At 70.4% G+C, this 14,135-nt stretch carries 11 protein-coding genes; 2 read left to right on the forward strand and 9 right to left on the reverse strand.

Annotated elements, in window-relative coordinates; all coding sequences use genetic code 11:
* Nucleotides 1-176: 176 nt before the first annotated feature.
* The 5 genes from rpsD to ACIF8S_RS23075 all read right to left on the reverse strand — a co-directional run bounded on the left by rpsD (nucleotide 177) and on the right by ACIF8S_RS23075 (nucleotide 5,404).
* The gene (gene rpsD / locus ACIF8S_RS23055) at nucleotides 177-791 is read right to left on the reverse strand and encodes a 30S ribosomal protein S4 (protein ID WP_019523761.1); all 615 of its coding nucleotides are present in this window, start codon (nucleotides 789-791) and stop codon (nucleotides 177-179) included.
* A 301-nt stretch (nucleotides 792-1,092) separates the two neighbouring features.
* Nucleotides 1,093-2,448: a replication-associated recombination protein A gene (locus tag ACIF8S_RS23060; RefSeq protein ID WP_400001376.1), complete on the reverse strand. Its 1,356-nt coding sequence runs from the start codon at nucleotides 2,446-2,448 to the stop codon at nucleotides 1,093-1,095.
* A gap of 42 nt (nucleotides 2,449-2,490) precedes the next feature.
* Nucleotides 2,491-3,159, reverse strand: coding sequence for a vitamin K epoxide reductase family protein (locus ACIF8S_RS23065; protein WP_400001378.1), 669 nt, complete (start codon nucleotides 3,157-3,159; stop codon nucleotides 2,491-2,493).
* Nucleotides 3,160-3,422: 263 nt separating this feature from the next.
* On the reverse strand, nucleotides 3,423-4,685 hold the full coding sequence (gene hisS, locus ACIF8S_RS23070) for a histidine--tRNA ligase (RefSeq protein ID WP_400001380.1): 1,263 nt from the start codon (nucleotides 4,683-4,685) through the stop codon (nucleotides 3,423-3,425).
* Between the two features lie 11 nt (nucleotides 4,686-4,696).
* Nucleotides 4,697-5,404 (reverse strand): MBL fold metallo-hydrolase, encoded by a 708-nt coding sequence (locus ACIF8S_RS23075; protein WP_400001382.1) that lies wholly within the window; start codon nucleotides 5,402-5,404, stop codon nucleotides 4,697-4,699.
* A 184-nt stretch (nucleotides 5,405-5,588) separates the two neighbouring features.
* Here ACIF8S_RS23075 and ACIF8S_RS23080 point away from each other — a divergent pair, with 184 nt between their 5' ends.
* A complete protein-coding gene (locus ACIF8S_RS23080; protein WP_400001384.1) occupies nucleotides 5,589-6,428 on the forward strand; it encodes a peptidylprolyl isomerase in 840 nt (279 codons plus the stop codon).
* 138 nt (nucleotides 6,429-6,566) lie between these two features.
* Nucleotides 6,567-7,796 (forward strand): DUF349 domain-containing protein, encoded by a 1,230-nt coding sequence (locus ACIF8S_RS23085; RefSeq protein WP_400001386.1) that lies wholly within the window; start codon nucleotides 6,567-6,569, stop codon nucleotides 7,794-7,796.
* Between the two features lie 76 nt (nucleotides 7,797-7,872).
* Here ACIF8S_RS23085 and relA read toward each other — a convergent pair whose 3' ends face one another.
* From relA to secD, 4 genes are all read right to left on the reverse strand, one after another.
* A complete protein-coding gene (gene relA, locus ACIF8S_RS23090) occupies nucleotides 7,873-10,398 on the reverse strand; it encodes a GTP pyrophosphokinase (RefSeq protein WP_400001387.1) in 2,526 nt (841 codons plus the stop codon).
* Nucleotides 10,399-10,591: 193 nt separating this feature from the next.
* A complete protein-coding gene (locus ACIF8S_RS23095; protein ID WP_400001389.1) occupies nucleotides 10,592-11,140 on the reverse strand; it encodes an adenine phosphoribosyltransferase in 549 nt (182 codons plus the stop codon).
* The gene (gene secF / locus ACIF8S_RS23100; RefSeq protein ID WP_400001390.1) at nucleotides 11,137-12,255 is read right to left on the reverse strand and encodes a protein translocase subunit SecF; all 1,119 of its coding nucleotides are present in this window, start codon (nucleotides 12,253-12,255) and stop codon (nucleotides 11,137-11,139) included. Before secF ends, ACIF8S_RS23095 begins: the two co-directional genes overlap by 4 nt.
* Nucleotides 12,256-12,258: 3 nt before the next feature.
* A complete protein-coding gene (gene secD / locus ACIF8S_RS23105; protein ID WP_400001392.1) occupies nucleotides 12,259-14,016 on the reverse strand; it encodes a protein translocase subunit SecD in 1,758 nt (585 codons plus the stop codon).
* Nucleotides 14,017-14,135 lie beyond the last annotated feature (119 nt).

Genomic DNA, 14,135 nt, shown 5'->3' on the forward strand with positions numbered 1-14,135 from the left:
GAACATCGAGAAAGTCGTGTCACCGAGCCTATCGCGCCGGTGGCGCGTCTCCGTACCGGATTAGTGTCCGGCACGGCCGGAGTTCCGCGCGGGGCGGGGCGAAGACGAGCCCGCCGCCTCGCCCGCCCCGAGGGGCGGGAAGACGACGGGCTCGGGATACCGCGTGCCTGCTGGGATCAGCGGGCGTAGTACTCGACGACGAGCTGCTCGTCGCAGATCACCGGGATCTCCTTGCGGTTCGGCTCACGGTCCAGGCGGAACGCCAGGGCCTTGAGGTTCACCTGCAGGTAGCGCGGGATCTCACCGTCGGGGGCGAAGCCACCCTCACGAGCGATCGTGAAGAGGGTCTTCTCCTTGCTGCGCTCGCGGACCTCGACGACGTCGTCCGGGCGGACACGGAAGGAAGGCTTGTCGACCTTCTTGCCGTTCACCTGGATGTGGCCGTGCGTGACCATCTGGCGGGCCTGGTAGATCGTGCGGGCGATGCCCGAACGCAGGACCAGCGCGTCGAGACGGCGCTCGAGCTCGATGACCAGGGCCTCGCCGGTCTTCATCGAGGTCTTGGAGGCGCGCTCGTAGGCACGGACGAGCTGCCGCTCGGAGAGGTCGTACTGCGCGCGCAGACGCTGCTTCTCCAGCAGACGGACCTTGTAGTCCGAGTTCTGCTTGCGGCCACGGCCGTGCTCACCCGGCGGGTAGGGGCGGGCCTCGAAGTACTTGACGGCCTTCGGGGTCAGCGCGATGCCGAGGGCACGCGACTTCTTGACCTTGGGGCGGGACTGGTTCGCCACTTCTTTTCCTTTTCCTTTACGGCTGCCTCAGGGTTACGGGAGGTCGCATCCGCAGCCGGGGAATCCCAGCAGGTCCACGCGGGACGAGCCGGGCAGCCGCTCCCCTGGTCTGGGCACATACGTGCAGCACACGAACGGCCCACCGACCGGTCCCGTGACGTACGGGTGGTGGTGGGCTGCCCGCGACACCTACGACGGTGCGCGACGCTCCTGGATCGAAGGATCCGGCTGGTCGTCCCGCCTGAGGCGCCGACCGGAGCCGGACACGGGACACAGCACTTCGCGTGAGTCTACAGGGTGCTCAGGACCGCCTGCGACCGAGGTGCTTCCGGGTCCACTCCACCGCGTCCGCGTACCGCGCCTCCGCGCCGTGCCGGGTGGGCTCGTAGTACTCGCGGTCCTTCAGGGCGTCGGGCGCGTACTGCTGGGCGGCGATGCCCTCGGGCAGGTCGTGCGGGTAGGTGTAGCCCTTGCCGTGACCGAGCTTGCCGGCGCCCTTGTAGTGGCTGTCGCGCAGGTGGGACGGCACGGATCCGGCCAGTCCCTTGCGCACGTCCTCCAGGGCGGCGCCGATCGCGGTGGTGGCCGCGTTCGACTTGGGCGCGAGGGCGAGGGCGATGGTGGCGTGGCTGAGGGTGAGGGCGGCCTCGGGGAAGCCGATCATGGCGACGGCCTGGGCGGCGGCGACCGCGATGGGCAGCGCGTTCGGATCGGCGAGGCCGATGTCCTCGCTGGCGGAGATCATCAGGCGGCGGGCGATGAAGCGGGGGTCCTCGCCGGCCTCGATCATGCGGGCCAGGTAGTGCAGGGCGGCGTCCACGTCGGAGCCGCGGATGGACTTGATCAGGGCGCTGGCGACGTCGTAGTGCTGGTCGCCGTCGCGGTCGTACTTCACGGCGGCCCGGTCGACGGTCTCCTCCAGCGTCGCCAGGGTCACCTCCGCCTCACCCTTGTCGAGCGCGGCGCCGGCCGCGGCCTCCAGGGCGGTGAGCGCGCGGCGGGCGTCCCCGCCGGCGATGCGCAGGAAGTGGTCCTCGGTGTCCTCGGGGAGGGTGACGGCGCCCTTGAGGCCCCGCTCGTCCGTGAGGGCGCGCCGCAGCAGACCGCGGACGTCGTCGTCGGTGAGCGGTTCGAGGGTGAGCAGCAGGGAGCGCGACAGCAGCGGGGAGATGACCGAGAAGTACGGGTTCTCGGTGGTCGCGGCGATCAGGGTGACCCAGCGGTTCTCCACGGCCGGGAGCAGGGAGTCCTGCTGGGCCTTGCTGAAGCGGTGGATCTCGTCGAGGAAGAGGACGGTCTCCTGGCCGTACCCCCCGGAGGCGCGGCGCGCGCCGTCGATGACCGCGCGGACCTCCTTGACGCCCGCGGTGATCGCGGACAGCTCCACGAAACGCTTGTTGGTGGCCTTGGAGACCACGTAGGCGAGGGTGGTCTTGCCGGTGCCGGGCGGGCCCCAGAGGATCACCGAGGACGGGCCGGCGGGCCCGGAGGAGCCCTCGCCGACGAGTCTGCGCAGGGGGGATCCCGGCTTCAGCAGGTGCTGCTGGCCCACCACCTCGTCGAGGGTGCGCGGGCGCATCCGGACCGCCAGGGGGCTGCCGGCCGGGTCCTTCTCCTGGCGTTCTTCTGCTGCGGCGGTGAACAGGTCGGGCTCCACCCTGAAACCCTAAAGCACCGCGCCGACAGCCCGGGCGGGCGGTCAGCTGGTCCAGAAATCCCACCAGCGGGTCAGGATCAGCATGCCGATGATGCCGATGTGCAGCACCGGCATGACCCAGGTGAACTCGCCGAAGAAGCTCTTCAGCCAGTTCGGGGCGGGCAGGAAGCCCTTGCGGATGTTGAAGGAGGTCACGTACCAGAACATGATGATCGTGGCGACCCAGGCCAGGCAGCACCACAGGCACAGGGCGTTGATCCGGTACAGGGACTGGAACATCAGCCAGGCGCAGAAGCCGACGCCGAAGAGGGTGCCGGCGTTGAAGGTGAGCCAGTACCAGCGCGGGAAGCGGGCCCGGGCGAGCAGGCTCACGCCGACGCAGACCACGATCCCGTAGGTGACCAGGCCGAGCATCGGGTTGGGGAAGCCGAACACGGAGGCCTGGTCGCTCTCCATGACGCTGCCGCAGGAGACGACCGGGTTGAGGCTGCAGCCGGGGACGAACGTCTCACCCTTGACCTTGGCCTCGAGCAGCTTGAACTTGTCGAGTGTGATCACCCACGCGGCGAGGACGCCGGCGGCGCCGGTGATGATCAGGAGCAGCGCGAACGCCCGGCTCGCGCCCTCGGTGCGCGGCGCGGAGGCGGCACGCTGGTGCGGGGAGGGGGATTCGGGCTCCATGTCGACGTCCCTGACTGTCGTCTTGCTCATCACGCCGATTCCGTCACTGGTGAGTGGGGACTGCTTCGGGCAGGGGCCATTGTGCCGTACGGCTCGGTGCGTGCGCCGTTGACCGTGGATAAGGACGTACGTCTGTTCGCCCCGGGACGCGGGGTTTCGGCCGACCTTCGCGGGGCGCCCGCACAGGCGTCCGGTCCCGGCTCCCCTTCCGGGTGGCGGCGGGGTGCGCCCCGTTGACGAGGCGGGCGCCGGGCCCCCTGGCGAGGGGACCCGGCGCCCGTGGAGCGGATGGCTCAGCCGAGGCGGGACTCGAGTTCCGCCACGACCTCGTTCACGCCGACCGCGGTCTGCTCGCCGGACTCCAGGTCCTTGAGCTGGACGACGCCCTCGGCGAGGTCCCGCTCGCCGAGGATGAGCGCGTACCGGGCGCCCGAGCGGTTGGCCGCCTTCATCGCGGCCTTCAGGCCCTTGCCGCCGTAGGCGAAGTCCGCGGCCACGCCGTTCTTGCGCAGCTCGGTGACCTTCGCGAACAGCACGCGGCGGGCCTCCTCGCCCAGCGGCACGGCGAACACGCTGGTGGTGGCGGGCAGTTCCAGCTCCACGCCCTCCGCCTCCAGCGCCAGCACGGTGCGGTCGACGCCGAGCGCCCAGCCGACGGACGGCAGCGCGGGGCCGCCGATCATCTCGGACAGGCCGTCGTAGCGGCCGCCGCCGCCCACCGCGGACTGGGAGCCCAGGCCGTCGTGGACGAACTCGAAGGTGGTGCGGGTGTAGTAGTCCAGGCCGCGCACGAGCTTGGGGTCGTCCTCGAAGGCCACGCCCGCCGCCGTGATCAGCTCGCGGACCTCCTCGTGGTACGCCTTGCAGGCGTCGCAGAGGTAGTCGCGCAACAGGGGCGCGCCGGTGAGCTGCTTCTGCACCGACTCCCGCTTGTCGTCCAGGACGCGCAGCGGGTTGATGTCCGCCCGGCGCAGGGTGTCCTCGTCCAGGTCGAGGCCGCGCAGGAAGTCCTGCAGCGCGGCCCGGTAGACCGGGCGGCACTCCTTGTCGCCGAGGCTGTTGAGCAGGATGCGGAACTTCTGCAGGCCGAGCGAGCGGTACGCCTGGTCGGCGAGGATGATCAGCTCGGCGTCCAGCGCGGGGTCCTCCGCGCCGATCGCCTCGGCGCCGACCTGGGAGAAGTGGCGGTAGCGGCCCTTCTGGGGGCGCTCGTAGCGGTAGTACGAGCCGGAGTACCAGAGCTTGACCGGGAGGTTGCCCGCCTTGTGCAGGTTGGCCTCCAGGGCGGCGCGCAGCACGGATGCGGTGCCCTCGGGGCGCAGGGCGAGCCGGTCGCCGCCCTTGGTCTCGAAGGCGTACATCTCCTTGGTGACGATGTCGGTGGACTCTCCGACACCGCGCGCGAACAGTTCGACGTTCTCGAAGCCGGGTGTCTCGATGTAGCCGTAGCCGGAGCCGCGCAGCGGGGCCGCGATCGCCTCGCGCACAGCGAGGAACTTGGCGGAATCGGGCGGCAGCAGGTCGTACGTGCCCTTCGGGGCCTTGAAAGTGCTCACGGAAGTAGTCGTCACATTCCTCGTCGGGGAGCCTCTGGCGCTCCCTGGCCGGCCGCCACCTGCCGCAGATACGGGTTGGTGGCGCGCTCCTGGCCGATGGTCGTCTGGGGGCCGTGGCCGGACAGCACCACGGTCGAGTCGTCGAGCGGCAGGCACACGCGGGCCAGCGAGTCGCGCATCTCGGCCATGTCACCGCCGGGCAGGTCGGTGCGTCCGACGGAGCCGGCGAACAGCAGGTCGCCCGAGAACATGACCGGCGGGACGTCCGCCGACTCGGGCAGGCCGAAGGTCACCGACCCCTTGGTATGGCCCGGCGCGTGCGAGACACCGAACTCCAGGCCCGCCAGCCGCAGTTTCGCGCCGTCGGTGAGCTCCTTGACGTCGTCCGGCTCCCCCACCGTCAGCTCCCCCATGAGCGGCATGCCGATGGCACGGCCCAGGCCCTTCTCGGGGTCGCTCATCATGTACCGGTCCTCGGGGTGGATCCAGGCGGGGACGTCGTGCGCCCCGCACACCGGGACCACCGAGGCGACATGGTCGATGTGACCGTGGGTGAGGACGACGGCGACGGGCTTGAGCCGGTGCTTGCGGACCGCCTCCGCGACGCCGTCGGCGGCCTGGTGGCCGGGGTCGATGATCACGCACTCCTCGCCGGCGGCGGGGGCGACGAGATAACAGTTCGTCCCCCAGGCCCCGGCGGGGAACCCGGCAATGAGCACGATCGTCCTTCGTTTGTGTCGGTACGGGAGACTTGCGACGGGGCTGCGCCCGTGGTCAGAGCCTACCGGCGCTGCCGATTCCTCAGCGAACCCATATACGGTACGGGGCACACGCAGGGGGTCGGCTCACCGCACGTACGCACGCGTACCGGCCGGCACACGAGACGCATGAGGAGAGAACCCGGTGGTCAGCCAGGAGCAGCGGCGGCGTCAGCTCGCCCGGGAGAAGTTCTTGCGGCAGCAGCAGCGGCGTACCGAGGCGCGTCAGAAGGCGCGGGTCCGCAACGCGGTGATCGCGTCGGTGCTCGGTGTGGTCCTGATCGGCAGCCTCGCGCTGTACACGACCGGGGTGCTGAAGCAGGACGACGACAAGACCACCACGAGCGCGGAGGCCACGCCGGGCGCCGAGGCCACGCCGGGCGCGGAGGCGCCCAGCAAGGCCCCGGACCCGTGCGAGGAGCCCGCGAAGGGCGAGGTCGCGAAGAAGACCTGGAAGAAGGAGCCGGCGATGTCGATCGACAAGTCGGCGAAGTACACGCTGAAGCTGGACACCACCTGCGGCGCCATCGACGTGGCGCTGAAGGCGTCGGCGGCCCCGCACACGGTCAACTCGTTCGACTTCCTGGCGGACAAGGGCTACTTCGACCACACGAAGTGCCACCGGCTCACCACGAACGGCATCTACGTGCTGCAGTGCGGCGACCCCACGGGCACCGGCACCGGCGGGCCGGGCTACACCATCCCGGACGAGAACCTGAAGGACGCGAGCCTGAAGGACAACGTCTACCCGGCGGGCACGGTCGCCATGGCCAACACCGGCCAGAAGGACAGCGGCGGCAGCCAGTTCTTCCTGGTCTACCAGGACAGCCAGCTCCCGCCGAGCTACAGCCCGTTCGGCACCATCTCGGACGCCGGTCTGAAGGTGCTGAAGAAGATCGCCGACGCCGGTGAGAGCACCGGGGCCGGCGACGGGGCGCCCAACGCGACGGTCGTGATCAACAAGGCGACCGTCGCCGCATCGTGAGCCCCAACTGCGTAATTTCGGTCGCGCGGGATGCGGACAGGCATCCCGTCGGTCGCCTATGTTGGCCGTGACGAAACTGTGGACGATGCCCGGGGGAGCACACAGGCCCCCTCGACGGCATCATGTGGAGGAGGCGCTGTGAGCAGCGACCCGTGGGGCCGCGTCGACGAGACGGGAACCGTGTACGTGCGTACGGCCGACGGCGAGAAGGTCGTCGGTTCCTGGCAGGCCGGCTCCCCCGACGAGGCGCTGGCCTACTTCGAGCGCAAGTACGAGGGCCTGGTTGTCGAGATCGGCCTCCTCGAGAAGCGAGTGAAGACCACCGACCTGTCGTCCAAGGACGCCATGGCCGCGATCGGCCACCTGCGCGAGCAGGTGGACGCCCATCACGCGGTCGGCGACCTGGCGGCCCTCGGGGCCCGGCTGGACAAGCTCGTGGAGCTGGTGGAGGCGCGCCGCGAGGAGCGCAAGGCGCAGCGGGCCCGTCAGTCGGACGAGGCGCGCAAGGCCAAGGAGTCGCTGGTCACCGAGGCCGAGGAGCTGGCGCAGTCCGACCAGTGGCGGGCGGCCGGGGAACGGCTGCGGGCCCTGGTGGACACCTGGAAGGGCCTGCCGCGGCTGGACCGCAAGTCCGACGACGAGCTGTGGCACCGCTTCTCGCACGCGCGGTCGGCGTTCTCCAAGCGGCGCAAGCAGCACTTCGCGCAGCTGGACGCGCAGCGCGAGGAGGCGCGCCGGACCAAGGAGCGGCTGGTCGCTGAGGCCGAGGCGCTGTCGAACTCGACGGACTGGGGTCCGACGGCGGCCCGGTACCGCGACCTGATGACGGAGTGGAAGGCCGCGGGCCGCGCCCAGCGCGAACACGAGGAGGACCTCTGGAACCGCTTCCGCGGCGCCCAGGACGTCTTCTTCGCCGCCCGCAGCTCGGTGTTCGCCGAGCGTGACGCGGAGCAGGCCGAGAACCTCAAGCTCAAGGAGGAGCTGGCCGGCGAGGCGGAGAAGCTGCTGCCGATCACGGACCTGAAGGCCGCCCGGGCCGCGTTCCGTGCGCTCAACGAGCGCTGGGAGGCCATCGGCCATGTGCCGCGGGACGCCCGGCCGCGGGTCGAGGGCCGGATGCACACCGTGGAGCGCGCCCTGCAGGAGGCCGAGGAGGCCGAGTGGCGCCGGACGAACCCGGAGGCCCGTGCGCGGGCCGAGGGTCTGACCGGTCAGCTGCAGGCCGCCGTGGACAAGCTCGAGCGCCAGATCGAGCAGGCCAGGGCGCAGGGCAACACCGCCAAGGCGGACAAGCTGGAGCGCGAGCTGCAGGGCCGCCAGGCCCTGCTGGAGCAGGCGCTGAAGGGTCTGCAGGAGTTCGGCGGCTGAGGGCGGGCCGCACGCACACGGAAGGGGCCGCCGTACCCGAGGTACGGCGGCCCCTTCCGTGTGCCTGGCGCGCTTCCTAGCCGCGGTTGCGGGCCGAGGTGACGCGGTAGACGTCGTAGACGCCCTCCACACCGCGTACGGCCTTCAGGACGTGTCCCAGGTGCTTGGGGTCGCCCATCTCGAAGGTGAACCGGGAGGTGGCGACCCGGTCGCGGGAGGTCTGCACCGCCGCGGAGAGGATGTTGACGTGCTGGTCGGACAGCACGCGCGTGACGTCCGAGAGCAGCCGGGAGCGGTCGAGGGCCTCGACCTGGATGGCGACCAGGAACACCGAGGACTGGGTGGGCGCCCACTCGACCTCGAGGATCCGCTCGGGCTCGCGGGACAGCGAGTCGACGTTCACGCAGTCGCTGCGGTGCACGGAGACGCCGCTGCCGCGGGTGACGAAGCCGATGATCGGGTCGCCCGGTACGGGGGTGCAGCAGCGGGCCAGTTTGACCCACACGTCCTCGACGCCCTTGACGATGACGCCGGGGTCGGCGCTGGAGCGGCGCTTGCGGCGGCTGCGGGTGGGCGGGACCGACTCGTCGATCTCCTCGGTGGCCGCCTCCTCGCCGCCGAGGGCCTGCACCAGCTTCTGCACGATGTTCTGCGCGGAGACATGGCCCTCGCCGATCGCCGCGTACAGCGCGGAGATGTCCGAGTAACGCATCTCGTGCGCCAGCGTCACGAGCGAGTCGCCGGTGAGGATGCGCTGGATGGGGAGGTTCTGCTTGCGCATGGCGCGGACGATGGAGTCCTTGCCCTGCTCGATCGCCTCGTCGCGGCGCTCCTTGGAGAACCAGGCGCGGATCTTGTTGCGGGCGCGGGGCGACTTCACGAAGCCCAGCCAGTCGCGGGAGGGGCCCGCGCCGGCCGCCTTGGAGGTGAAGACCTCCACCAGGTCGCCGTTGTCGAGGGTCGACTCCAGCGGCACCAGGCGGCCGTTGACCCGGGCGCCTATGGTGCGGTGGCCGACCTCGGTGTGCACCGCGTACGCGAAGTCCACGGGGGTGGCACCGGCGGGCAGCGCTATAACGTCGCCCTTGGGGGTGAAGACGAAGACCTCGTTGCGCGAGAGGTCGAAGCGCAGCGACTCCAGGAACTCGCCCGGGTCCTCGGTCTCCTTCTGCCAGTCGAGGAGCTGGCGCAGCCACGCCATGTCGTTGAGGTGGTCGTCCTTGCTCTTGCCGGACGACTTGGGCGCGTCGGTGCGGATCTTGGAGGCGCCGGCGACGGCCTCCTGCTTGTACTTCCAGTGCGCGGCGATGCCGTACTCTGCGCGGCGGTGCATGTCGAACGTGCGGATCTGCAGCTCGACGGGCTTGCCGCCGGGGCCGATGACCGTCGTGTGCAGCGACTGGTACATGTTGAACTTGGGCATCGCGATGTAGTCCTTGAACCGGCCGGGGACCGGGTTCCATCGCGCGTGCACCGTGCCGAGGGCCGCGTAGCAGTCGCGGACGGTGTCCACGAGGACGCGGATGCCCACCAGGTCGTAGATCTCCGCGAAGTCACGGCCGCGGACGATCATCTTCTGGTAGACGCTGTAGTAGTGCTTGGGCCGGCCGGTGACGGTGGCCTTGATGCGGGCGGACCTGAGGTCCTGCTGCACCTCGTCGGTGACGATGGCGAGGTACTCGTCGCGCTTGGGCGCGCGCTCGGCGACCAGGCGGACGATCTCGTCGTACATCTTGGGGTAGAGGATCGCGAAGGCGAGGTCCTCCAGCTCCCACTTGATGGTGTTCATGCCCAGGCGGTGGGCGAGCGGCGCGTAGATCTCCAGGGTCTCGCGCGCCTTCTTCTCCTGCTTCTCGCGCTTGAGGTAGCGCATGGTGCGCATGTTGTGCAGGCGGTCGGCGAGCTTGATGACCAGGACGCGGGGGTCCTTGGCCATGGCGACGACCATCTTGCGCACGGTCTCGGCCTGCGCGGCCTCGCCGAACTTGACCTTGTCCAGCTTGGTGACGCCGTCGACGAGCAGGGCGACGACGTCGCCGAAGTCACGGCGCAGGTCCTCCAGGCCGTACTCGGTGTCCTCGACGGTGTCGTGCAGCAGCCCGGCCATCAGCGTGGCCGGGTCCATGCCGAGCTCGGCGAGGATCGTGGTGACGGCGAGGGGGTGGGTGATGTACGGGTCGCCGCTCTTGCGCTTCTGGCCGCGGTGCCAGCGCTCGGCGACCTGGTAGGCGCGCTCGATCTGGCGCAGCGTGGCGTTCTCGATCTTGGGGTCGTTGCCGCGGACGATCCGCAGCAGCGGCTCCAGCACCGGGTTGTACGGGTTGGCCCGCTGCACGCCGAGCCGGGCCAGGCGGGCGCGGACGCGGTTGGAGGAGCCGGAGCGCGGCTGGCCGGTGTTGGTGCGGGCCGACGGGGCGGAGCGGTCGGGGGGCGCCGGCTTGGGCCGCGGCTGCTCGGGCTTGTCGACGGGAGCAGCCTGGGCGCGCTGCACCGGCCCGCGGGTGTCGTTCTTCGCCTGTGGCGCGCTCGGCGCGGGCTTCGCCGCGGCTGCCGAGGCGGACTCGGGCTTGGCGGCGGTCAGGTGCTGGGCCTCGTCTGGCAAGAGGGCTCCTCGTGCGCGATCCGGGTCCCCGGTCAGGCTCCGGAGACCCCATGGTAGCGAGCCCGGGCCCGACGATCGCCTCCGGAGCGGTGTGAGGACCGTCAACCGGAGAAACGCACGAGGCGGACGCCGGATTCCTCCGGGTCCGCCTGCGTGGTGTCGTCGGGTCCGCTGTGCGGGGCCCTCAGGGTCCTCAGACCGTGAGCAGCGCCTCCAGCGGGGCGCCCGCCAGGGCGGGCTCCAGCCGGGCCCGGCCGCCGAGGAAGCCGAGCTCCATCAGCACGGCGAGGCCCGCGACCTCGGCGCCCGCCCTGCGGATGAGCTGGAGCGAGGCCTCGGCGGTGCCGCCGGTGGCCAGGACGTCGTCGACGACCAGGACGCGGTCGTCGCCGCCGAGGTCCTCCGCGTGCACCTCGATCTCGGCGGAGCCGTACTCCAGGTCGTAGGCCTGGCTGAGCGTGGCCCCGGGGAGCTTGCCCGCCTTGCGGACCGGGATGAAGCCCAGGCCGGCCCGCAGGGCCACCGGGGCGCCGAGGATGAAGCCGCGTGCCTCCAGGCCGACCACCTTGGTGGCACCGGCCCGGCGGGCGACGTCCGCGAGCGCCTCGGTGAGCGCGTCGAACGCCTTGGGGTCCGCCAGGAGCGGGGTGATGTCCTTGAACATCACGCCCGGCTCCGGGTAGTCCGCCACGTCCCGGATCCGGCTCAGCAGCAGGGCGGAGAGGTCGGTGTGCTGGGTCATCGGCGCTTCCCCGAAGGACGGCCACGGCCACGCGCGCGGGAGGCGGGCTGGTTACGGGGTCCGACGACGGCGGCCGCGACGTCCTCGGGTTCGTCGTCGTAGTCGCTGTCGGCCGCGGGGACCGCCTGGTCGGCGTCCGTGTCCCCGCCGTGGGCCCGCTTGGCCAGCACGCGCTTCTTCAGGGACTTCATCGCCGGCTCGCGCTCCTTGAGGTCGGCGACCAGCGGCGTGGCGATGAAGATCGAGGAGTACGCACCGGCGGCGAGGCCGACGAACAGCGACAGCGAGATGTCGTTCAGCATGCCGGCGCCCAGGACACCGCCACCGATGAACAGCAGCCCCGCCACCGGCAGCAGCGCCACGACCGTCGTGTTGATCGACCGCACCAGCGTGCTGTTGATCGAGCGGTTGGCGATCTCGCTGTAGGTCCAGCGGGTCTGCTTGGTGATGTCCTTGGTCTGTTCCTTGAGGCTGTCGAAGACGACCACCGTGTCGTACAGCGAGTAACCGAGGATGGTGAGCAGACCGATCACCGTGCCGGGGGTGACCTCGAAGCCGACGAGGGCGTAGATACCGACCGTGATGGTGATGTCGTGGATCAGTGCGACGAACGCCGCGAGCGCCATGCGCCACTCGAAGGCGATCGCCAGATAGATCACCACCAGGATCAGGAAGATCCCCAGACCCTGCCAGGCCTTGTTGGCGATCTGCTCGCCCCAGCTGGGACCGACCAGTTCGGCGTTGATCTGCTCGCCGTCGACCTTGAGGTCGTCGGCCAGCCGGTCCTTGATGGTGTCCGAGGTCTTGGTGTCGATGCCGGCGACCTGGATGCGCAGGCTGCCGTCACCGAGCTTCTGGACGATGGCGTCGTGGCCGGAGGCGTCCTCCGCGAAGCCCTCGGCCGTGGAGACCGAGACGCTCATGTTCTTCGGGGTCGTGAAGACCGCCCCGCCCTGGAACTCGATGCCCATGTGCAGGCCGCGCACCGCCAGGCCGACGATGGCCGTGATGGTGATCAGGATCGAGATGCCGTACCAGATCTTGCGGTTCTTGACGAAGTCGTAGCCGATCTCGCCGTGGTGCAGTCGGGCGCCGAGGGTGCCGAGCTTCGACATCTCTCACGCCTCCTTCGTCTGGGCAGGGGCGGAGGGACGACGGGTGCGGCGCAGCGGTGGCTTGGCACCCAGCGCCTTCGGGTCGAGGCCGGACCACTTGTGTCCGCTCGCGAAGAACTTGCGGCGGGCCATCAGCGTGAGCAGCGGCTTGGTGAAGAGGAACACCACCACCACGTCGAGGACCGTGGTCAGACCCAGGGTGAACGCGAAGCCCTGCACCTTGCCGACGGTGACCACGAAGAGCACGGCGGCGGCGAGGAAGGACACGAAGTCGGAGACCAGGATGGTGCGCCGGGCGCGCGGCCAGGCGCGCTCCACGGCGGGACGCAGGGTGCGGCCCTCGCGGATCTCGTCCCGGACCCGTTCGAAGTAGACGATGAACGAGTCCGCCGTGATACCGATCGCCACGATGGCACCGCAGACGGCCGGCAGGTTCAGCGCGAAGCCGATCGTCGGGCCGAGCAGCGCCATGATCACGTAGGTGAGCGCGGCGGAGACCAGCAGCGAGGCGACGGCGATGAAGGACAGGCCGCGGTAGTAGAAGAGCAGGTAGAGGATCACCAGCGCGAGGCCGATGGCACCGGCGATGAGACCGGCCTGCAGCTGCTCGCCGCCGAGGGCGGCGGTGACGGTGGTGACGCTGTCCTCGCGGAAGGTCAGCGGCAGCGCGCCGTAGGACAGCATGTTCGCCAGTTCCTGCGACGACTGCTGCGTGAAGTTGCCGGAGATCTCGGCGTTGCCGCCGGTCAGGGCCTGCCGGACGTACGGGTCGGAGACGACCTCGCCGTCCAGGACGATCGCGAACTGGTTCTGCGGGGACGGCTTCTGCGCGAGCTGGCCGGTGATGTCGGCGAACTTCTTCGAGCCCTCGCCCGTGAACTTCATGGTCACGGTCCAGCCGGCGCCGGACTGCGTGTTCAGGACGGCGTCGGCCTCGTCGACGTCGGTGCCGTCGACGGCGGCGGGGCCGAGGATGTACTTCTGCCACTGGCCCTGGGAGTTCTGGCCGCAGGCGACGGTGGAGTCGGTGGCCTTGGCGCCGTCACCGGCGGTGGCGCGGACGCTCTCCTTGGTGCAGTCGAGCGCGGCGTACTGGGCCTGGAGCCTGCTGTCGTCGTCGGCAGCGCCGCCCGTGGCGGACGGGGAGGGGCTCGCCTTGTCGGTGGCGGCGGGGCTCTCGTCGGCCTTCAGCGCGTCGGTGACCGCGCGGCCCTGGGTGGTGGCGCTCGCCGAGGGGCTGGTGGACGCCGAGGGCGAGGAGCCGCCGGTGGCCTCCTTGTCCGTGGCCTTGTCGCCGGAGGGGTCGGCGGAGGCGTCGCCGGTGGCGCTCGGCTCCGGGGCGGCCCCGCCGCCGGCCAGCTCGGTGGCGATGACGGGACGGAAGTAGAGCTTGGCGGTGGTGCCGACCTGTTCCCGGGCCTGCTTGGAATTCGTGCCCTTGGGAATGTTGACGATGATGTTGCGTTCGCCCTGCGTCTGGACCTCGGCCTCGGAGACGCCAAGACCGTTGACGCGCCGCTCCATGATGGAGACAGCGGTGTCCATGTTGGTCTTGTTGATCGCGGACTCCTGGCCGGCCTCGGGGACCGCTGCCAGCGTGATGCTCGTGCCACCGGCCAGGTCGATGCCGAGACGCGGAGTGGTGTGCCCGGAGGCGAACATCCCTCCGGTGAGCGCCACGATGGCGATCAGGATCAGAGCCAGCGAGCGCCACGGCTTGCTTGTGGCGCTCGCGTTCCGTCCCTTTTTGAGTGCTGCCACCTTCTCGTACTCCCTCTCGGGCCGCCTCGTCCCCGGTCAGGGGGCGGGTGGCCATGACATGGTGTCGGGATCCCGTGCGAGCCGGGCATGTCCCGGGGCGCGCGGGCATCACCCGCGCG

The sequence above is a fragment of the Streptomyces sp. NPDC085937 genome, from assembly GCF_044540535.1.
In the GTDB taxonomy this organism is placed as follows: Bacteria; Actinomycetota; Actinomycetes; order Streptomycetales; family Streptomycetaceae; genus Streptomyces.

Excerpts from the sequence above, each read along its gene's own strand:
- ACIF8S_RS23065 (WP_400001378.1), bottom strand. The coding sequence starts at position 3,159 with ATGAGCAAGACGACAGTCAGGGACGTCGACATGGAGCCCGAATCCCCC.
- ACIF8S_RS23095 (WP_400001389.1), bottom strand. The coding sequence starts at position 11,140 with ATGACCCAGCACACCGACCTCTCCGCCCTGCTGCTGAGCCGGATCCGG.
- secF (WP_400001390.1), bottom strand. The coding sequence starts at position 12,255 with ATGTCGAAGCTCGGCACCCTCGGCGCCCGACTGCACCACGGCGAGATC.